This is a genomic window from Alienimonas californiensis (assembly GCF_007743815.1).
Classification (GTDB): Bacteria; Planctomycetota; Planctomycetia; order Planctomycetales; family Planctomycetaceae; genus Alienimonas; species Alienimonas californiensis.
This window is the reverse complement of record NZ_CP036265.1, coordinates 2,025,781-2,044,837: the sequence shown is the minus strand read 5'-3', so window position 1 is coordinate 2,044,837 and position 19,057 is coordinate 2,025,781. Positions and strand designations below refer to the sequence as shown.

At 72.4% G+C, this 19,057-nt stretch carries 19 protein-coding genes; 6 read left to right on the top strand and 13 right to left on the bottom strand.

Annotated elements, in window-relative coordinates:
- Positions 1-25 precede the first annotated feature (25 nt).
- On the top strand, positions 26-757 hold the full coding sequence (msrA, locus tag CA12_RS07885; RefSeq protein WP_145358385.1) for a peptide-methionine (S)-S-oxide reductase MsrA: 732 nt from the start codon (positions 26-28) through the stop codon (positions 755-757).
- 114 nt (positions 758-871) lie between these two features.
- Here the strand turns inward: msrA and CA12_RS07880 are convergent, their stop codons facing one another.
- Positions 872-1,465: a hypothetical protein gene (locus tag CA12_RS07880; RefSeq protein WP_145358383.1), complete on the bottom strand. Its 594-nt coding sequence runs from the start codon at positions 1,463-1,465 to the stop codon at positions 872-874.
- A gap of 239 nt (positions 1,466-1,704) precedes the next feature.
- Between CA12_RS07880 and argH the strand changes: the two genes are divergently transcribed.
- Positions 1,705-3,150: an argininosuccinate lyase gene (gene argH, locus CA12_RS07875; protein WP_145358381.1), complete on the top strand. Its 1,446-nt coding sequence runs from the start codon at positions 1,705-1,707 to the stop codon at positions 3,148-3,150.
- An 18-nt stretch (positions 3,151-3,168) separates the two neighbouring features.
- On the opposite strand, the gene CA12_RS07870 is transcribed toward argH, so the two are convergent.
- Positions 3,169-4,245, bottom strand: coding sequence for a M23 family metallopeptidase (locus tag CA12_RS07870; RefSeq protein ID WP_145358379.1), 1,077 nt, complete (start codon positions 4,243-4,245; stop codon positions 3,169-3,171).
- A gap of 255 nt (positions 4,246-4,500) precedes the next feature.
- On the opposite strand from CA12_RS07870, the gene CA12_RS07865 reads away from it, so the two are divergent.
- Together CA12_RS07865 and CA12_RS07860 are read left to right on the top strand one after the other, a co-directional pair.
- Positions 4,501-5,583, top strand: a complete 1,083-nt coding sequence (locus CA12_RS07865; protein WP_145358377.1) for a hypothetical protein — start codon at positions 4,501-4,503, stop codon at positions 5,581-5,583.
- A 134-nt stretch (positions 5,584-5,717) separates the two neighbouring features.
- The gene (locus tag CA12_RS07860) at positions 5,718-6,485 is read left to right on the top strand and encodes a GDSL-type esterase/lipase family protein (protein ID WP_165700624.1); all 768 of its coding nucleotides are present in this window, start codon (positions 5,718-5,720) and stop codon (positions 6,483-6,485) included.
- A gap of 44 nt (positions 6,486-6,529) precedes the next feature.
- On the opposite strand, the gene CA12_RS07855 is transcribed toward CA12_RS07860, so the two are convergent.
- From CA12_RS07855 to CA12_RS07845, 3 genes are all read right to left on the bottom strand, one after another.
- Positions 6,530-7,711, bottom strand: coding sequence for an LOG family protein (locus CA12_RS07855; RefSeq protein WP_242688157.1), 1,182 nt, complete (start codon positions 7,709-7,711; stop codon positions 6,530-6,532).
- 163 nt (positions 7,712-7,874) lie between these two features.
- Positions 7,875-8,732, bottom strand: a complete 858-nt coding sequence (dapF, locus tag CA12_RS07850) for a diaminopimelate epimerase (RefSeq protein WP_165700623.1) — start codon at positions 8,730-8,732, stop codon at positions 7,875-7,877.
- Between the two features lie 57 nt (positions 8,733-8,789).
- Positions 8,790-9,818, bottom strand: coding sequence for a 3'-5' exoribonuclease YhaM family protein (locus CA12_RS07845; protein WP_145358371.1), 1,029 nt, complete (start codon positions 9,816-9,818; stop codon positions 8,790-8,792).
- Between the two features lie 153 nt (positions 9,819-9,971).
- Here CA12_RS07845 and CA12_RS07840 point away from each other — a divergent pair, with 153 nt between their 5' ends.
- Entirely contained in the window at positions 9,972-10,403 is a 432-nt protein-coding gene (locus tag CA12_RS07840) for a HesB/IscA family protein (RefSeq protein WP_145358369.1), read from the top strand.
- A 157-nt stretch (positions 10,404-10,560) separates the two neighbouring features.
- Entirely contained in the window at positions 10,561-11,088 is a 528-nt protein-coding gene (locus CA12_RS07835) for a general stress protein (RefSeq protein ID WP_145358367.1), read from the top strand.
- 8 nt (positions 11,089-11,096) lie between these two features.
- On the opposite strand, the gene CA12_RS07830 is transcribed toward CA12_RS07835, so the two are convergent.
- The 8 genes from CA12_RS07830 to CA12_RS07795 all read right to left on the bottom strand — a co-directional run bounded on the left by CA12_RS07830 (position 11,097) and on the right by CA12_RS07795 (position 18,930).
- Positions 11,097-11,429, bottom strand: coding sequence for a hypothetical protein (locus CA12_RS07830; RefSeq protein ID WP_145358365.1), 333 nt, complete (start codon positions 11,427-11,429; stop codon positions 11,097-11,099).
- Positions 11,426-11,770 (bottom strand): hypothetical protein, encoded by a 345-nt coding sequence (locus tag CA12_RS07825; RefSeq protein ID WP_145358364.1) that lies wholly within the window; start codon positions 11,768-11,770, stop codon positions 11,426-11,428. The genes CA12_RS07830 and CA12_RS07825 overlap by 4 nt, the downstream gene beginning before the upstream one ends.
- A gap of 313 nt (positions 11,771-12,083) precedes the next feature.
- The gene (locus tag CA12_RS07820) at positions 12,084-13,298 is read right to left on the bottom strand and encodes an acyltransferase family protein (protein ID WP_145358362.1); all 1,215 of its coding nucleotides are present in this window, start codon (positions 13,296-13,298) and stop codon (positions 12,084-12,086) included.
- Entirely contained in the window at positions 13,295-14,266 is a 972-nt protein-coding gene (locus CA12_RS07815) for an FkbM family methyltransferase (protein ID WP_145358360.1), read from the bottom strand. The genes CA12_RS07820 and CA12_RS07815 overlap by 4 nt, the downstream gene beginning before the upstream one ends.
- Positions 14,267-14,268: 2 nt before the next feature.
- Positions 14,269-15,582, bottom strand: coding sequence for a glycosyltransferase family 4 protein (locus CA12_RS07810; RefSeq protein ID WP_145358358.1), 1,314 nt, complete (start codon positions 15,580-15,582; stop codon positions 14,269-14,271).
- A complete protein-coding gene (locus CA12_RS07805) occupies positions 15,579-16,793 on the bottom strand; it encodes a glycosyltransferase (protein ID WP_145358357.1) in 1,215 nt (404 codons plus the stop codon). The genes CA12_RS07810 and CA12_RS07805 overlap by 4 nt, the downstream gene beginning before the upstream one ends.
- On the bottom strand, positions 16,790-18,016 hold the full coding sequence (locus tag CA12_RS07800) for a glycosyltransferase family 4 protein (RefSeq protein ID WP_145358355.1): 1,227 nt from the start codon (positions 18,014-18,016) through the stop codon (positions 16,790-16,792). Before CA12_RS07800 ends, CA12_RS07805 begins: the two co-directional genes overlap by 4 nt.
- Positions 18,013-18,930 (bottom strand): FkbM family methyltransferase, encoded by a 918-nt coding sequence (locus tag CA12_RS07795; RefSeq protein ID WP_165700622.1) that lies wholly within the window; start codon positions 18,928-18,930, stop codon positions 18,013-18,015. Before CA12_RS07795 ends, CA12_RS07800 begins: the two co-directional genes overlap by 4 nt.
- Positions 18,931-19,057: the final 127 nt, after the last annotated feature.

Here is a 19,057-nt window from a genome sequence, read left to right as displayed (position 1 = left end):
CGCTTGCCCCCGAACGAAGGTTTCCATGACCGCTCTCGCCTGTTCCGCCCGCCGCCTGCCGATTCTTTCCGCCGCGGCGCTCGCCGCCGCGGCACTGGCCTGGGCGCCCGCCGCATCAGCCGTTCAGCCCCCCCTGCCGACCGCCGACGCCGCGGAGGGAACCGGGGAGCAGGACGGCCGCGCCTCCGCGATCTTCGCTGGCGGGTGCTTCTGGTGCATGGAATCGCCCTTCGACAAGCTCGACGGCGTGATCTCCACGACCAGCGGCTACACCGCCGGGCGGCTGGAAGACCCGACCTATTATCAGGTCACCACCGGCCGCACCGGCCACACGGAAGCGATCAAGGTCGTCTACGACCCGCAGAAGGTCAGCTACGAAACGCTGCTGAACGTCTTCTGGCGGAACGTCGACCCGTTCCAGCAGAACCGGCAGTTCGTGGACCGCGGCAACCAGTACCGCACCGGGGTTTATTACACGCCGGAGCAGAAGGCCGCCGCGGAGGCGTCGCTCAAGCAGGTTCAACAACGCTTCGACCGCAAGGTCGCCACGGAACTGGCCGAGGCCGGCCCGTTCTACGAGGCCGAGGCTTATCACCAGGACTTCTATAAGACGAACCCGGCCCGCTATAACGCCTACGCCGCCTCCTGCGGCCGCGTCGAGGGGCTCAACAAGATCTGGGGCGAGGAGGCCGGCGGGGCGTCGATCATTCAGGAGCACAACGCCAAGGCCGCCGCGGGGACGCCCGCCGCCGAGTAACCCCGGGCTTGTACGTTCGCTTGCGGTTTCGCGGGGCCCGAGAGTTCTGCGGCCCCGCGAAACCGCAAGCGAACGTCGGCGCTGCGATCGTTCGCCTGACGCTTGGAAGAGGGCTCACCGCCCGGGCAGGTAGACCCGCGGCGGTTGGTAGCGGTCCACGAACGTCGGGACCACGCCCTGCACCCGGTCGAACACGAACGGCGGCGGACCGAACCCGGGGGCGCCGAGTCCGGGAACTCCGAACGCCGGGCCGGCCGTGGCCGGGGGAGCGATCGTCGCCGGCGGGACCGGGGGGTACTCGCCGGTGAGGAACTTCATCGCGGCGGCGTGCCGGTAGCCGGGGTTCGCCCGGTGCTCCGCGAGGCTGAACGGCACGGCGTGATACGCCGCCCGGTACTCGTCCCGCGTGACCCGCGGGAGGATCCGCGTCCCGTCGGGCGACGACCGGCGGACGGAGGATTCCTCCCCGAAGCCGTTCTCAGAGAAGCCGTCGTCTGGCGGGGCCTCCAGGGCGGCGTCCGGCACGGGTTTGTCCGGCGTCGGTTCGTCCTGCACCGCGACCCGGCGCGGGATGCGGGGGACGATCACGCCGGGGGCGTCGGCCGACTGGTTCAGGTCGGCGCCGGCGGCGGTCGCGGGGCTGAACGCCAGCATCGCACCGGTTCCCAGCAGACCCAGACCGACGACTTGGAACGGGCGGAGCGTCATGACGGCGGAGCGGGCGGCGGGGGAACGAGCGGCGGAACCGGTCTAGGCTACGCAACCGGCGCCCCCGTTCGGCAGGGGCCGGGGGGGCGCCGCGGTTGTCGGCGGCCGTCCGCGGCCGCACACTCCCGCCCGACCGCCCCGACCCGCGCGACCGGCCCGGGAATCCCCCGCCGCCCGCCGGATTCGGCCCGCATCGCCCCCGTTCGTTCGTTCGCTCCCGCACCTTCGTGACCGCCGCCGTGCCCGATTCCGCCGCCCCCTCCCCCGCCCCCGCGAACGGCTCCGAGGGCCACTCCGGCAAGGCGTGGGGCGGCCGGTTCGCCGGCGGGACCGATCCGCGGGTGGAGAGCTTCACCGAGAGCATCTCCTTCGACGCCCGCCTCGCCCCGCACGACGTCGCCGGCTCCAAGGCCCACGCCACGATGCTGGCCGAAAACGGCCTGCTGACCGCCGAGGAACGCGACGCGATCCACGCCGGCCTGGACGAGGTGCTGGGCGAAATTGAAGCCGGCACGTTCCCGTTCCGTACGGAACTGGAGGACGTACACATGCACATCGAGTCGGCCCTCACCGAGAAGATCGGCGACGCCGGCCGCAAGCTGCATACGGCCCGCAGCCGGAACGATCAGGTCTCCACGGACCTCAAGCTGTTCGTGCGGGAGGCCTGCGATCGGCTGGACGAATTATTGGCCGACGTGCAGCGGGCCTTCGTCGGCCGCTGCGGGCAGGATTTAGACGTCGTGATCCCCGGCTACACGCACCTGCAACGGGCGATGCCGGTTTCCGCCGCCCACAGTTGGCTCTGCTGGGTCGAAAAGCTGGACCGGGACCGCGGCCGCGTCCGCGATTGCCGGGCCCGGTTGAACGAAAGTCCGCTGGGCGCCGCGGCGCTGGCCGGGACCACGCTGCCGATCGACCGCGACCGCACCGCGGAGTTATTAGGCTTCGACCGCCCGGCCGCCAACAGCCTCGATATCTCCAGCGACCGGGACTTCCTGCTCGAATATCTGTTCGCCCTGACCGTCACCGCGACGCACCTCTCGCAGTGGGCGGAGGAGTGGATCGTCTGGTTCAGCACGGAGTTCGGCTTCCTCAGCCTGCCGGACGCCTATACGACCGGCTCCAGCATCATGCCGCAGAAGCGGAACCCGGACGTGCCGGAATTGATCCGCGGGAAGAGCGCCCGGGTCGTCGGGGCGCTGGTGCAGGCCCTCGTCCTCTTGAAAGGCCTGCCGACGGCCTATAACCGTGACCTGCAGGAGGACAAACTGGCCCTGTTCGACGCCCACGACACGGTCGTGGCTTGCCTGGATTTGATGCCGTCGATCGTGGCCGGGGCGACATTGAACGTGGCGAAGATCGAGAGCCGTCTGGAAGACGGCTTCCTCGACGCCACCGCCCTAATGGAGCACGCCATCCGGGCCGGCGTGCCGATGCGGACCGCTCACGGCGTGATCGGCAAACTGGTCGCCCTGTGCGAGAAAACCGGCCGCCGGCTGGCCGACCTGAGCGACGAGGAATTCGCTTCGGCCGACGGGCGCCTCGTCTCCGGCGGCAGCGAGGAATTGCGCTCGGTGTTGGGAGCGAAGAACGCCGCGGCGGTGCTGAAAAGCTACGGCGGCGGCGGCCGCGAGCAGGTCGCCGCCCAGGTCGAACGCTGGCGCGGGCAGTTGGGGATGAATTGACGTCGGATCGTGCGGGCGTTATTCGCTCCGCGAGTTCACCAGGAAGGCGTCGGTGAACAGCGGCTTGCCGTTGCGGGTCGCCCGCACGGTCCAGCGGCCGGGGTCGACGCGGACCGGCAGTTCCAGTTCGTAGGACCACCAGCCGTAGCGGATTTCGTCCGTCGTGAAAGTCTTTGTCGCCGCCGGCCGGCCGTTCGGGTCGAGCACGTCGAAGGTGAGCTTGTCCCCCTTTTTCAGCCCGTACAGCCGCGCCCAAACCCGCACCGTGCGATCGGGGCCGCCGGCGGGGCCGCGAGAGGCGAAGGAGACGGCGTCGGCGGGCCGGTCGCGGACCGATTCCTCCGTCAACTCCGCGTGGGTGACGCCGTGGTCCAGCGCCCCGGTCATCTCGGCGGCGTAGGGCAGCGGGTCCCGCCACCAGTGCTCCGGATCTTCCAGCGTGGCCACGAGCACGCCGCCCCGGCGGGCGATCTGCTGAGGATTCGCCCCTTCGGCCTGATAGACCTCGAAATGCAGGTGCGGGTCGGAGGAATTCCCGGAACTGCCCACCTCCGCAATCTTCTGCCCGGCGGTCACCCGGTCGCCGGGTTTGACTGTAATTGACCCCTTACGAAGGTGCAGATAGGCCGTCCGCACGCCGCCGGGGTGGTCGATCCGCACGAGGTTCGGCGGGGTCTTCGCCCGGTTCTTGGGATCGGTCGTGTCCCCGGCGTTGCGGTCCGGGTGGCCGTCCTCGGCGTCGACGACCGTGCCGTCGGCCGCGGCGAACACCGGGACCCCGCGGTCCATCGCGGCGAAGTGGGCGAGGGTGTAGTCGATCCCCTCATGAAAGTCGTAGGTATAGGCCCCGCCGCGGGCGTCGCGGACGCCGCGGAACTTCGGGTCCACGTCCACGTAATTCACGATCGTCCAGTCCTTCCACGGCGTCCCCCCGATCGGCAGGACGAACTTTTCGAACGGCGGCCCGGCCGCGGGCGACGAGTCGGCGGGCGACGGGTCGGCGGGCGGTGCGTCCTGCGGCCCGGCGAGCGCCGCGGGGATATTCAGAACGGCGCCCGCGAGCAGCAGCGGGGCGAGACGACGAGGACGGAGCATCACGGGGGCCGAGCGAAACCGGGGAGCGCCCGAGCGTCCGCTGCCCGGCGGTCGGCGTCAAACAGGGGCGAACCGGCTTGGCAGCCGGCGGGTCCGATTCGCCATGGCGTCTTCCCGCACCCTCCGCAAAGCTGTTAAGCACGGGCGCTGAGCCGCCGCGTGATCCGTCGGCACGGCTGACCGATCGCCGCGACGTTTGCCGCGCCGCGGCGGCCGCGTTCCATTGGGGCGTCGTCCCCCGCCCGGAGCCCCGCCGTGCCCGCCGCCCAGATGTCCTTGCAGGGGCGCCGGCTCGCCCCGACGTTCAACTTCGGCTGCCTGCGGTTCGAAGGGGCCGATGCGGTCGAGGTCGAGGATGGGTTTTGGTCCGCCGAGGAGGCGGAGGCCACGCTGCGGCTGTCCGCTTCTTACCCGCCGGGGTCGCCGTGGCGGGGGGCCGCCCTGGTCGCATTCTTCATGTTTCGGCTGCCCGCCGGGCGGGAGGAGTTCGAGGAGACCGTGGGGCGGTACCGCGAGAGGGCGAAACTGAAGGTCCGCGTACCGGGCGTGGGGCCGTTCGCGGAAGACGTGCTGCAACCCCTCGACCTGCCGGACGGCTGGACGCATGACTGTTTCGCCCGCGGCGGCCGGGACCTGTTCCATGTTTATCAGGGCGACTCGCTGGGGCTGATGATCCGCTGGAGTTGTCAGGGCGGGGACGTCTCGGACCACCCGCTGCTGGGCGGCCTCGCGCCGACCGTCCGGCTCGTCCCGGGGCAGTGGGCGACCGATCCGCCCGAGCGCCACGACGCCCCGGACGCGGAGCGGGAAGACGGCGACGAACCGGAGCCCGACGGGGACTTCAAACCCGCGATCGACCTCCGTGGGGAGGCGGAGGCGTTCCGGACGTTCCTGAAGACGCGGCTCTCGGAGTTCCGGCCCGACGACAACTTCGGCCCCGGCGAGGGCGGCCCGGTCACGCTGACCACCGTCGGCGCCGATGCCGGCCAGGGCGGGTGGGTCGCGGTCGTATTCGACACCCGACCGGCCGCACAGCCCGACGGCAAGTGGACGCTGTACCTCGACGAGGGCGTCACCCTGGACCGCCCGCACTGGACTGGCTGCTGGGAACGGTTGTGCGAGGACGGTGAGGTCGCCGTGACGGGCCTCGACGGCGTGACGACGGCGGAGACCGATCCCGACGCCTTCGGGGCGCGCCTGGGCCGGACGTTGGCGGGCGTCGTCGCCGAGGAGCGCGCCGCCCTGCCCCCCGGCGTCCCCTCCGCGCGGGAGGCGTGGAGCGTCGAAGACTTCGACGGGGCGTGGGCGTACTTCGGCCCGCACGGGGACGATGTGTAGCCGGCGGGGCGGCGACGGGCTGGGATCCCGTCAACGCACGCCCGCGGTCCGAAACCGCGGCGAGGGGAGAGCGGTCGGCTGATTGCGTAGGCTGCGGGGACGTATCCATTTCCGCCCCCGCCATGGAGCCTCGCATGACCGTCGCCCCGCTCGCCCTGCTGCTCTGTTCGTTCCTGCCCGCCGACGCCCCGGCGGAGGCCCCGGAGGTCTCGTTCGACCGCTGGCAATCGAACATCGCCAAGTTCGAATCCTCGGTCAAAAAGCTCGGCGAGCGGGACCGCGAACTCTACGCGGCCGGCGGCCCGCCGGAGGGGGCGGTGCTCTTGGCGGGGTCGTCCTCGGTGCGGCTGTGGATGGAGGGCGACGTGGAGGAGGACATGGCGCCGATCCCGGTCGTCGCCCGGGGCTACGGCGGGGCGCGGTACAGCGACTTCGCCTACTTCGCCGAGCGCCTGTTCGCCCCGCACCTCACGCCGGGCGAGCCGGGGGCGCACGTGGCCGCGATCGCCCTGTTCGTGGCGAACGACATTACCGGGGCCGCCAAGGCCAAACCCACCGATCAAACCCCCGAGGGCGCCGCGAAATATGTCCGGCACATTGTCGCCACGGCGCACGAAATGGACGCCGACGTGCCGGTGGTGTTGATCTCCGTCACCCCGACCCCCTCCCGCTGGAAGGCCTGGCCGCGGATCAACGCCTTCAACGAGGCGATGAAACAGATCGCCGCCGAGGACGACAAGGTGTACTACCTGGACGCCACGGAGGCCTATTTAAACGAGGACGGCACGCCGAACGCCGAGCTGTTCCGGAGCGACATGCTCCACCAAAACGACGCCGGCTACGCGATCTGGGCAGAACAGCTGAAAGCCGGGTTGAAGCCGATTTTGAACGCGAAGAAGTGATCGCCCAGCGTCCCGGACGCTTCAAGCGTCCGGGACGCTGACGTTCACCGTTTCGACGCCTCGACGCGGTTCGGGGCGTCGGCGAGTTCGCGGTTCAGCAGGTTGACGAGTTGCCGCAGGCGGCCGGCGGAGCGGCGGTTGAAGTCCAGCCGCAGCCGCGGGAGATCCTCGAGGTGATCGTCGTCCGCCTCCTGCTGGTGGGCGCCGCAGCAGGTAATTTTTCCGCTGGCGCAGATGTCGTTGAATTCGTCGTTGATCCGTTCCAGCATCTGATCGTCCGGGGCGGCGTGCAGCCGGAGTACGAGCTTCCCGCGGACGTACCGCATAGAGTTATAGACGCTGTAGAAGTTCAGAACCTCCTCTACGGCTTCCTCGACGTCCGTCGTGATCTTGTAGAGCGACGTGTCCTCCGGGGAGATCAGGCCCTTTTCCAGCAGTTCGTCGTTCACGAACTGCTGCCAGTGGCCCCAGTAATTACCGTCCGGTTCGTCGACCCAGACCAGCGGCATGAGGTCCCGCTTGCCGGTCTGCACCAGCGTGAGGGTCTCGAATGCCTCGTCCTGGGTGCCGAACCCGCCGGGGAAGGTGACGATGCCGTGCACCTCCTTGACGAACAGGAGCTTCCGCGTGAAGAAGTACTTCAGGTTCGCCAGCTTGGGGTCGCCGTCGATAATGCGGTTCGCGTGCTGCTCGAACGGCAATAAAATGTTGACGCCCATGCTCATTTCGCGGCCGGCGCCGACGTGGGCGGCCTCCATGATGCCCCCGCCGGCCCCGGTGAGGACCATCCAGCCTTCCTCGGCCATGCGGCGGCCGAACTTCTCGGCGTGGGCGTACTCCGGGGCGACCTCCGCGGTGCGGGCGCTGCCGAACACCGACACCTTCCGCTGTTTGCGGTAGGGGGTGAACATCTTGAAGGCGTATCGCAGCTCCTTCAGGGTCCGCTCCAGAATCTTCAGGTCGCCCCGCGTGGCCCCGTCGGCGAGCAGCTTGTCCGCGGTCCGCTTGATCGAGTCGACCAGTTCGCTCTGCTCGGCGAAGATGTGGTCCGGGACGGTCTCGTCCGGCTCCAGCGGCAGCGGTTCGCTTTCGGCGTCGTCCGCCCGGCCGCGGCGGCGGGGGGGAGACTTCGGCTTGCCGGACAGTTTGGCGTCCGCGGCGGGGCCGGCGTGCTTCGGTTTCGCGTCCGGCTCGTCGGACTTCGGGCGGCGGGGGGCGTCGGCCACGGCGGGGGCTCCTGTTCGACTCTGCGGGTTCCTGTCGGGACGGCAGCGTAGGCGGCGAACCCCGCCGGACCCACCGCGACCGGCGCCGTTCACGAAGTTCTCAAACCGGCCCCCCGAGCGTCACCGGGGAACCGCCCTGCGTTTCGCCCGGGCGGCAGCGGGCTTACCCGAGCGGCAGCGGGGCGGCGGGGCCGGTGAGGAACATCTCGCCGCCCGCCGGCCAGTCAACCGTCAGCTCTCCGCCCGGGGCGGCGACGATCACCTGCCGCACGCAGCGCCGCACCGCGATCGCCGCCGCGACCGCCGCGCAGGCGCCGCTCCCGCAGGAGGCCGTCTCCCCCACGCCGCGTTCAAACACCCGCAGCGTGATCGCGTCCGGCCGGTGGACGAAGGCGAACCCGACGTTCACCCCGCCGCCGGCCGCAAACAGCGGGTGCGATTGCAGCGCCGGGCCGAGCGCGCCGACGAGGGCGTCCCCCGGCGCTTCGTCCACCAGGAAGACGGCGTGCGGATTGCCGAGGTCCACCCGAATCGGCGGACCGAACGTCCCCAGCCCGGGGCGGCCGGAGTCGCCGGTGGATGCCTGGTTCGGCAGGAACTCCGCGAAGGCCAGCGGGTCGTCCGGCGGGGGGCGGAACCGTGGTTTGCCCATGGAAACCCGTACCTGGACGACGCCCCCCCGGCCGGCGAGCGCCGTCGCGGTGCGAAGGCCGGCGGGGGTGTCGAAGGTGATCGTGCCGCGGGTTCCGTGCGGATCGAGGCAGGCCGCGGCACAGCGGAGTCCGTTGCCGCAGGCGTCGGCGGGGGCGCCGTCGGGGTTGAAGAAGGCGAGGCTCGCCGCCGCCCCGGGCGTCCGCGGCGGCGTCAGCGCGACGAACCCGTCGACGCCGGTTTCTGTACACACCGCCGCCGGGTTCGGCGCCGGCTCCCCGCCGAGGCCGTCGTGTAGGGCGAACGTGTTGCCGGCCCCGTGCCAGAGGGCGACCCCGTGCCAGAGGGAAACGGGGGACGAGGCGTGCACGGGCGGGGCGGTCGCGAGGGAGGACGGCGTTGAGGAGAGCGAGCGCACCGACCCGACTTAGGCCGTGCCCGACAGCCCGCGGAAGATCGGTTTGCCGAACGTCTTGCTGAACGGCGTGAACGATCCCTCGCCGGTCGCCTGCGTCAGACTGTCGGCGAGCATCGAGAATTTCGCGTCCAGGTCGTCCGCGTGCTGCACGATCAGGGCTTCGGGGGTGTGCGGCTCGGCGGGGCTGCCGAACTCCCGAATCCCGTGATGCGACACCACGATATGTTCCGTCCTTAGTAATAACTCCGCGTCCACCGGCCCGGCGGGCTGGTCGGCCTGCCAGGCGGCGGCCTCCCGCAGCCAGTCCCGGCCGATGAGAATGTGCCCCAGCAACCGGCCGGTCGGCGTGTAGTCCGCCCCGGCGGGGGAACCGTCGAGCTCTTCCAGCTTGCCCACGTCGTGCAGCGTGGCCCCGGCGATCGCGGCGTCCGTACACAGCGGCGGGGCGAGGTTCGGGTACAGGCCGGCGTATTTTTCGCACAGCCAGACGGTCGTCCGCACCACGCTGAGGGTGTGCTCCAACAATCCGCCAGCAAAGGCGTGATGATTGCGGCTGGCCGCCGGCCATTTTTTGAACGCCTCGGCCCGGTCGTTCAGGATCTTGAACACGACCGCCCGCAGCGGGGCGCTCTCGATCTTCTCCTCGCACAGGGTCGTCAGGGCCCGAAACATCTTGTCCGCGTCGAAGCGGCTGGTCTCGAAGAAGTCCGCCTCGTCAAAGCCGGCGTCCGCGTCCGCCGGCAGGACGGGGCGGATCTTGTCGAGGCTCAGTTGAGGACCGTAATTGCCTTCCTCATAGGTGCCGCGGAGCTTGTAGAACGTTCCCTTCTTCCAGTTCGCCTCGCAGTCGGCGAAGTGGCCGGAGTCGCTCCAGACCATTACCGAGGCCTCCCGGGCGGCGTCCCGGAAGGTGCATTTATAGAACGGCTTGCCGGTTTTCGTGACGTCCTGTTTTTTGGAGGAGAGCAGGGCGAACACGTCGGCGGTCGCCCCCGGCGTGAGGTCCGACAGCTTGGAGACGGTCTCGGGGAACAGCACGGGGGAGCTTTCGACAAGCGGACGCGACGACGAACGGGCGGGCGGCGAACGCCCGACGGCCGGCCGGGACGGGAGGCGCCTTTCCGTCGGCCGGGCCGGGCCCTAGACTAACCGACCCTGATCCCACTTCAGCCCTCGCTGACCCGGACCCCGATGCCCGCCACCGCCGAAGCTCCCCCCGTCACCGGCGAAGCCGCCGTTCCCCAGACGACGCCCGCCGGCGTTCCGGACGTCGCCGATCTGCCGACCGAAGGCTGCGTGACCGTCACCGAAGCCGCCGTCGCCGAAGTCCGCCGCGTCATCGCCGAGCAGGCCCTGCCCGAAGGCAGCGTGCTGCGGGTCGGCGTGTCCGGCGGCGGGTGCAGCGGGTTCTCCTACGCCCTCGGCTTCGACGACAGCGTCGACGAGTCCAAGGACGAGGTCTTCGCCCAGCACGGCCAGGTCGTCGCCGTCCCCTACAAGTGCGGCCCGCACCTGGACGGCACCGTGATCGACTTCTACGCCGGCGTCGAGAAGCGCGGCTTCACCTTCGAGAACCCCAACGCCCGCAACACCTGCGGCTGCGGGTCCAGCTTCAGCGCCTAGGCGCCGAGGCGAGCGCGGGGGCGTCAGCCCCCCGTGCGATTGAAGAGCCACCGAATCCGCCCGCGGCCCCGACGGGAAGTTCCCCCGAGGCCGCGGGCGGCGTGCGTTCCTAGGCTGCGGGGCCGTCGTTCCTTCCTTCAGAACCGTCCCCGCCCCGATGAGCACAGGCGTCCCCGCCCGGTCGAACCTCGCCACCGCCCCGGCCCCCGCCAACCCGCAGCGGGTCGTGGGCAGTTACGCGGACTACGCCGCCGCCCAGAAGGCGGTGGACTATCTGTCCGACGAGAAGTTCCCCGTCGAACACGTCACGATCGTCGGCCGCGGGCTGAAGTTCGTGGAGCAGGTCACCGGCCGATTGAACTGGGGCCGGGCCTTTCTGAACGGGTTGGCCAGCGGGGCGATGACGGGGCTGTTCATCGGTCTGCTGCTGGCCCTGTTCTTTCCGGCGGTGGAGGAAGTGGACGGCGTGCTGGTCCGGGAAGGCTTCAACTGGGAGCTGATCCTGTGGGCCACGGCGATCGGCTCGGTCTTCGGCGCGATCTTCTCCCTGATCGGCTACGCCATGACCGGCGGCAAGCGGGACTTCACCAGCGTCGGCGCCATGCGGGCGGAGACCTACGACGTCCTGATCGACGCCGGCCACGCCGACGAGGCGGAACGCGTGCTGAGCGGCATGACGGCCTGAGCGAGCCGCTACGGACCGACGCGGTCGGTTCCCGGCTCCGCCGCCCGCCACACGGCCCGCAGGCCGACGGTCAGTAGCCCCCACCCCGTGACCTGCAGCGGGAGGAACGCCAGCACGACCGCCCATCCGAACTGCCGGTTTAGGTATCCCCGGACGCCGGACCACTCCTGGGCGAAGTGCGCGGCCTGCGCGCCGGATAACAGCAGCAGGCATGCCGCCCCCGCGGCAACCCAGCCCCGTCCGGGGCGCCGCTCGGCCGCGGCCACCGCTAGCAGGATCGCCCACGGCAGCCCGACCGCGGCAGCGGACAGAACGGCAGCGAGATTTCCGTCGTCGTTCATCGCCGCTCCCCCGCCCTGACCCCGAACGCCCGCCACGACGCCGCCAGCGCCGCCCACGCCGCGGCGGCGGGGAGCACGGCGAACGTGACGTTCATCCACGGGGAATAAGTCCCGTCCTCACGCAAGAACGCGCTTTGGGCGACCCGTTCCCACACGCCCGGAACCTGGAACGCCAACGAAATCGCCGCGGACGTCGCCACGCACACCCCGGCCGCGACCGCCCATCGGGAGCCGCGGGCCCCCCACCGGATCTGCCGCAAGCCGTTCGCCGCCAGCCACGCCGCGACCGCGCACAGGAGGAGCCCGCCGAGGCCGTTCGTGAGGGGGAATAACCAGTTCACCCGCCAAGCCTATCTCCGCGGTCGCCTTGAAGCGACGGCGGCCGTCCACGACCCTCCCGCGCCACGGATCCCAAGACTGGATCCCCGCCGACATGGCCGACCTCATCCCGCCGCACGGCGGTTTCGCCGAGCCCGTCGACCGCACCAGTCGCCCCGCGGCGTTGAGGTAGGGCCGGGGCGGTTCGCTGCCGACGACGGTCGTCAGGTTGCCGCTCCGCAGATCGAGAACCAGTTGGGGCCACTCGTCATCGGGGTTCGCCGGTCGCAGGCGGTCGCCTGAGGTTTGGCTACGCCAATCCTCGCTCTCCCGAAGCTACCCCGGCCGTCGCACGGTCGCACGCCGCCGCAGCCACGGCACGACCCGGCGTTCGATCGTCGCCTGCGCCAGCCACGCCGCGGCGGCGATCACGGCGACGTACGCCGCGATGACCCCCAGCCGCACCGCCAGGGCGGACTCGTCGAAGCGCCCCGCCGGCAACAGGGTGTAGAGGACCTTCTGGGCCATCGCGTGGGTGAGGTACAGGGCGTAGGACGCCTCCCCCAGCGCCGCCAGCGGCCCCCACCGGAACGCCCGCGGGCTGCGGTCCCCGGCCGCTCCCAACAAGACGACCACGCCGACGGACGCGATGAGCGTCGCCGCCGCGGCCCGGCGGTAGCCCGGCAGGGAGGCGCCGACGACCAGCAGCAGAACCGCCGCCCACAGCGTCCACCCCGGCGGTCGCCACGGGTTCGTCGCCCGGGCCTGAAACACCCACGCGGCCGCCCCCACGGTGAACGGACCGACGACGGACGCTGGCATCGCGTACGGCAGCCCGAACGCGCCCCAGAACAGGGCGATCGCCAACGTCGCCGCCAGCGCCAGCCCCGCGACGAGGCCGACCGCCGCCCGCCCCCGACTCCCCGCCGAGACCCGCCACAGCCCCGCGGCCAGCGGGGGAAACAGCAGGTAGGCGAACCACTCGGCGCTGATCGACCAGGACGGATAGTTCCAGGCCTGCTCGTAGAACGGAACCCAGGCGTGCACCAGGGCGAGGTTCAGCAGGAAGTCGACGAGGCCGTACTTTTCCGGGTCCGGCGTGCCGCCCAGGCGCGTGCCGACCGCCGCCATCACGGCGGTGCCCAGCAGCGTGGCGAGGTGCAGCGGATAGATGCGGATCAACCGACGCAGCAGGAACTCCTTCGTCCCGGACGCCGTCAGCCCCCGCCCGAACGCGGCGGCGTAGTTCAGCGCTAGCACGTACCCGCTGAGTACGAAGAACAGCGGGACCGCGAGGTGCCCGCGGGCGATCAGCGGGGCCGCCCAGTCGAGGGGCAACAGAGCGTGGAGATCGGCTTTGAAGTGGAACAGTACGACCCACACCGCCGCCAACCCCCGCACCGCGGTGAGGCTGTCCACCGCCGGCGGGCGCCGCGGGGCGGCGGCCGGTTCGGCGTCCGCCGGCAGCGGCCAGGGGCGCCCCGGGGCGGGCGGCGGCGGGTCGCCGGGACGCAGCGGGGTGCCGAGTCCAGCGAGATCGGCGGCCGTCACCGGCGTCCCTCTGCCCGCCCGCGGGCTGCCGGGCGGGCCGGGAACCGGCGCTCCAGCACGCGCCAGCCGGGGGGCCGCAGCGCCGCGAGCGCCGCTTCGGGATCGCGGGTCGCCAGGTAGTTGGGGGGTTCGGAGGAACTCGCCAGCCGTCCCGCCGCCAGCGGTTCCACGTGCAGCCCGTGAAACGTGCGGCCCAACGAAAACAGGGTGAACCCGGCCTCCTCCAACAGCCGCGTGACCTCGCTGCCGGCGGCGTCGTGGACCGCGTGGTCCTCGAACAGCACGTGCCGGATGCGCCCCGCCGCCAGCGCCTCCGCCGCCCCCCGCAACAGCGGGGCCTCGTGCCCCTCCACGTCGATCTTCAACAGGTCGACCGCCCCGCCGGCGCCCTCCGCATTCAACTCGTCGTCCAGCCGGCGGACGTCCACGGAGACCCGCCGCTCCCCGGTCTGCTCGGAACCCCCGGACGCCCCCTCCGCGAGCCGGGCGAGACCGTCGTTGGCGCCGAACCCCGCCGGCAGGATTAGGTCCGCCCGGCCCGGCCGCTCCCCCAATGCGACCGGATGCACCGCGACCCGGGCGAGCGGCCCCGCGTCCGCGGCCCCGCGGAGGTTTCGCTCCGCGACAGGGGCGAGGTCCGGGTGCGGCTCGTAGGCGTCGACCCGTCCCCCGGGGCCGGCGCACAGGGCCGCCAGCACTGACACGTAGCCCACGTTCGCCCCGGCGTCGATCGCCCGGCCGCCGGGCGGCGTCAGCCGGGCCACGACTTCGGACAGCGTGAGGTCGTACACCCCGGTCGTCAGGACGCTCCGGCCGATGTCCTTCGTCGGGTCCGCGGCGATCGTCGCCCCCCAGGCGGTCCGCAGCGGCCGCACCCCGGGGGCCGGCGGGGCGACCGCGGTCCAGATCCGGCGGGCGAACCGCTCCGGGCGACGCACGAACCACGGTTTCCACAGGCGATCGATCATCGTCAGGTCTCCCCCCGGCCGGGCGCCGCGTGGGCGCCGAGCAGTTCGGAATAGAGCGCCGCGTACTGCGATCCCACGCGATCGCGGTCGAAGCGGCGTTCCGCCGTGCGGCGGGCGGCGGCTCCCAGACGAGCCCGCCGGGCCGGGTCGTCGGCGAGGCGTTCGACCGCGACCGCGAGGGCGACCGCGTCGCCGGGCGAGTGGCCGAGGGCGTCCTCGCCGTCGGTGAACAGTTCCGCCGCCCCGCCGGCCGCGGCGACGATCGTCGGGCGGCCGCAGGCCATCGCCTCCGCGATCGTCAGCCCGAACGGCTCCCGCCGCACGCTGGCGTGCACCGCCACGTCCAGCGCCCGGTACGCCGCGGGCATGTCGGATTGGAACGGGACGAAGCCGACGGCATCCGCCACCCCCGCCCGCTCGGCGAGTGCTTCCAACTCCCCCCGCGTCCACTGGGCCGCCGTGGCGTAGATCGGTCCGCCGACGACGAACCAGCGGACCGCCAAGTCCGGCCGCCGGGCCCGCAGCCGGGCGGCGGCCTCGATCAACACATCCTGCCCCTTCCAACGGGCGTAGGTCGCCGCCAGCCCAACCCGCAGCGTCCCCGCGGGCGCCGGCGGCAAGCCGGCGGCGGCGTCCAAGGCCGCCCCGTCCCCCGCTTCGGGGCAGGGGGCGAAGCGGGTCAGGTCGACGCCGTTCAAAATCACCCGGGTCGCCGCGTTCGGCAGGAGGGTGAGCGCGTCCCGCTCGACCGCGGCGGAGACGCACGCCAACGCGGAAACGCCCCGCCCCGCCCGCCGCAGCGCCCGGCCGGCGAGGGGGCGTTCGGAGTAGAAATCGTGCACCGCCCAGACGACCGGCGGTCGCCGACCGGCCCGCCGGCCGGCCAGCGCCGCGGCGGTCAGCAGGTGGGTTTTCAGGCCGTTGGAATGGATCAGGTCCGGCCGCTCCGCCCGGATCGCCGCCCGCCAGCGGAGGACGCCCCGTGTCACGGCCGGCCCCGCCGCCGCGAAGCGGGCGAGGCGGGCGACCCGGCTCTGAGCCCCGCCGCGGTTCGTGTCGCCGGGTGAGTCCGGGCTGTCGCCCAGCCGGGCCGCCGCCGCCGGCAGCGGGACCGCCCGGGCGCTCACGCCGAGATCCCGGGCCGCCTCGAGCAGCGACCCCTCCCCCCCGCACAGCAGGGTCAGCGACGCGTCCGGCAGCCCGGTTCGGACCCCCGTCAACAGGTCGAGCAACACCCGCTCCGCCCCGCCGATCGTCCCGACCGGGCTGAGGAACAGCAGGCGGGGGCCGGCCCCGGTGGCTCCGGTCCCGTTCAAACCGACTCCCCCGGCACCCCGTCCGCGGCGACGAGGTCGGCGAAGGGTTCGCCCGCGGCCAGCCGTTCGTAGACGGCGCCGATGCGGCGGGCGTGCTCCTCCCAGGTGAACTGACGCAGATGCGCGTCGGCGAGGGCTGGATCGGGCGGCGGGGCGTCGAGGGCGGCCAGCGTCGCCGCCCGCCACGCCGGCACGTCGCCGACGGGGGCGAACGTGGCGAGCGGTCCGCCGACCTCCCGCAGGACGGGCAGATCGCTGGCGATCACCTTCGCCCCGCAGGCCAGCGCCTCGGCCACCGGCAGGCCGAACCCCTCAGAGGCGCTCGGCTGTAACGCCGTCTGACTCCGGCGGTAGAGCGTCGCTAACGCCGTCCGACTCAGTCCGGAGAGCTGCCGAACGCTATCACCGAGGCGCAAACGCTCCAACGTCTCCCGCTGGCCTTCGGTCCAGATGCCGCCGACCTGCACGAGCGTCAGCTCGGGCCGTTCGGCCCGCACCGCGGCGAAGACTTCCAACAGCACGTCGATCCGCTTCCGCGGGATGCAGGAGCCGACGTGCAACAGGAACGGCCCGGCGGGCAGGTCCCGGGCGGCGAGTTCCGCGGCGCCGGCGGCCTCCGCGGCGGCGTTCGCTGACTGGCGGGCGAACTCCTCGCAGACGCCCAGCGGGGCGAGCGCCACGCGGTCGGCTTGGGCGAAGCCGCTGGCGACCAGTTCCCGCCGCGTCTGCCGGGAGTTGACGAATACCGCCGCCGCCCGGCCCAGCCCCTCGGCGACGGAGCGGGCGTGGGCCCGGAACCAGCGGGGGCGGGGCTCGGCGGCCGGGTCGAGCAGACTGCGGAAGGCGTCCAGATCGTGGCAGAAAACCCCCGTGCGATCCGCCGGCAGGTGATGGGTCAGGTGGGCGTAGGAGTGATCCACGATGTGGAACAGGTCGAACCGCCCCGCGATCCGGGCGAGGTGGGCCGGGTAAGTGCGGACGCGGTTCCACAGCCGGTCCGCGTTCGCCGCCGCCCGCTTGCCGCGGCGGCCCGGCGCCAGCGGGGCGAAGCGGCCGAAGGGGGTTCGGAACGGCGGGCAGATCCGCTGCGGGGCGAAGCGTGGGTCGGCGGCCCATTCCGCGGCGAGGCGGTCGGCGCACAGGTCCATGCTCGTCCAGCCCTCCTCGGGGAAGTCGTCGACCAGCGCCAGCCGCAGGGGCGCGTCGCTCATCCGGCGGCCCCGGCCGCCGCCCCGGCCGACCCGGCGGCGGCGAGGTCCCGGTAGAAATCCTTCCAGCGCTCCGCCACCGCGGCGACGGAATACTGCCCGCAGCGCTGCAACCCCCGCTCGGCGAGGTCGGCCCGGGCGGCGGGGTCGTCCAGCAGTTCTCGGATCACCCGGGTCCAGGCGGCGGCGTCCGCCTCCGGCACGATCCGCCCGGCGTCGCCGACGACCCGCGGGATCTCCCCGCTGTCGCTGCCGATCACCGGCACCCCGCAGGCGAACGCTTCGATCAGCATCCGGCCGAACTGCTCCTTCCAGTGCGGCGTCGTCTGGCTGGGGGCGACCAGCAGATCGGCGGCGGCCAGACGGCGGGGCACCTCCTCGTGCCGCACGGCGCCGACGCGCACCCGGTCGCCCCAGCCGCGGGCCTCCGCCCAGCGGAGAACCTCCCCCTCCAACGGGCCGTTCCCCAGCATCAGCAGGCCCCACGGACGCTCGCCCAGCCCCTCCAGCGCCGCCAGCAACACGCGGACGCCCTTGTCCTCGTTCACCCGGCCCAGTTGCACGATCAGCGGTCCCGGCAGGCCCAGTTCCTCCCGCACGGCCCGCTTCGCCTCCGGGGGGAGCGGGCGGAAGCGGGCGGTCTCCACGGCGAGGGTGATGATCCGCCCCGTCCGTTCCGGGTAGCCGCGGGAGACGAGGTTCTCGAACACCAGCGACCCGCCCGCCACCCAGCCGGCGGCGGTGCGGAGGGCGGCGCGCTCGAACTGGCGGAACGGCGGGGGATAGGTCTTGTTGAGGCTCTGGGCGCTGCGGAACCCGTAGGGCACGCCGGCCGCGGCGGCGGCTTTGGCGATCTGATAGCCGGCGAGGATGTAGGGCTCCTCCCAGGCGTGCACCGCGTCGAATCCGCCGCCGGCCGTCAGGCGCCGCAGGACGCGGGCGTTGTAGCGGAAGACGTGCACCCGCCGCGTCCAGCGGGCGGGGATCGGTTCGATCCGCAGCGGGGAGCCGGCCTGCTCCGGCTCGCAGACCTCACGGCGAAAGTCGCCGTGATAGACCGCGGGGGCGGCGACGGTGACCTCGAACGCCGGATCGCGGGCGACCTCCCGGGCGATCGCCCGATTCGCCGCCGTGACGTAGGAGTGCCCCGCCGTCAGCACGCGCAGGGGACGGTTCGGGCCGGGCTCGCGGGGGCCAAGCTCGCGGGGGGGAACGGCGCCGCTCACCGCGTCTCCGCCGCCGCGGCGCAAAGGCGATCGACCCGGGCGCACAGCGCGGCGTCGTCCCGCGGGGCGGCCAGCAGGTAGGCCGCCCAGGGGGCGTCCGCGGCCGCGACGCCCGCCCCGCCGACGACCGCGGCGTGGTAGCCGGCCCGGTCCAGTTCCGCCGCGACCGCGGGGGCGGTGCCGTGCAGTTCGACCAGCAACAGCGGACGGAGCGCCCGCAGCGTCTCCCGTCCGCCCGCCAGCACGTCCGCCTCCGCCCCTTCGACGTCGATCTTCAACAGCGCCAAGGAGGGCGGCTCCCCGAAGACGCCCTCGGCCCGCAGGGAGTCGAGGGACCGCACCGGCACCTGCCGCGTGCCGGCCGGCTGATTGGGCGCCGACCCGGCGGATTCCAACCGTCCCCAGGTGGACACCTCCGACAGCTGAAACGTCGCCGTCCCGTCCGCGGCGCCCAGCGCTTCGCAGCGAACGTCGATGCGGCCGAACCGCTCCTCGCCCGCATTGAGAGCGACGTTGTGCCGGATCCAGCGGACGTTCTCTTCCAACGGTTCGATCGCCACCACCCGCCCCCCGCCGCTGGTTTCCCCCCCGACGAGGCGGGCGGCGAGCGTGGTGAGGTAACCGACGTTCGCCCCGACGTCCGCGACGGTGTCGCCCGGGTTGATCAGTTCGGCGAGCAGGCGCTGGATCTCCGGCTCGGTCGTCCCGAGCAGGTAGCCGGCGTGCGAGGGCCCGGGGTTGAACCGGAGGCCGGCGCCGACGCCCCCCTGGATCACGCCGTCGCGGCCGCGGAACAGGTCGTAGAGACGTTCCACGCCTTTGCGGATCAACGGGTGCCGCCACTGGGAGCGCGACACGGCCCGGATCAGGCCGCGGGGCAGCTTACCGGCGATCCAAAGGAGTGCGTGCGACATGGGACAGGCGGAAGGACGGACGGGCGGCCCGGCGGTTGTGTCCGATTCGCTTCGGCGGACCATATGGGCTGATCCGGGGCGTCGGAAGGGAACGCCGGACAGAACCCCACCCGCGTCCCGCTGCCCC

Bases quoted from the DNA above. Each gene is read 5' to 3' on its own strand.
- msrA (WP_145358385.1), top strand. From the start codon at position 26: ATGACCGCTCTCGCCTGTTCCGCCCGCCGCCTGCCGATTCTTTCCGCC.
- CA12_RS07880 (WP_145358383.1), bottom strand. From the start codon at position 1,465: ATGACGCTCCGCCCGTTCCAAGTCGTCGGTCTGGGTCTGCTGGGAACC.
- CA12_RS07870 (WP_145358379.1), bottom strand. From the start codon at position 4,245: ATGCTCCGTCCTCGTCGTCTCGCCCCGCTGCTGCTCGCGGGCGCCGTT.
- CA12_RS07860 (WP_165700624.1), top strand. From the start codon at position 5,718: ATGACCGTCGCCCCGCTCGCCCTGCTGCTCTGTTCGTTCCTGCCCGCC.
- CA12_RS07840 (WP_145358369.1), top strand. From the start codon at position 9,972: ATGCCCGCCACCGCCGAAGCTCCCCCCGTCACCGGCGAAGCCGCCGTT.
- CA12_RS07835 (WP_145358367.1), top strand. From the start codon at position 10,561: ATGAGCACAGGCGTCCCCGCCCGGTCGAACCTCGCCACCGCCCCGGCC.
- CA12_RS07830 (WP_145358365.1), bottom strand. From the start codon at position 11,429: ATGAACGACGACGGAAATCTCGCTGCCGTTCTGTCCGCTGCCGCGGTC.
- CA12_RS07815 (WP_145358360.1), bottom strand. From the start codon at position 14,266: ATGATCGATCGCCTGTGGAAACCGTGGTTCGTGCGTCGCCCGGAGCGG.
- CA12_RS07805 (WP_145358357.1), bottom strand. From the start codon at position 16,793: ATGAGCGACGCGCCCCTGCGGCTGGCGCTGGTCGACGACTTCCCCGAG.
- CA12_RS07795 (WP_165700622.1), bottom strand. From the start codon at position 18,930: ATGTCGCACGCACTCCTTTGGATCGCCGGTAAGCTGCCCCGCGGCCTG.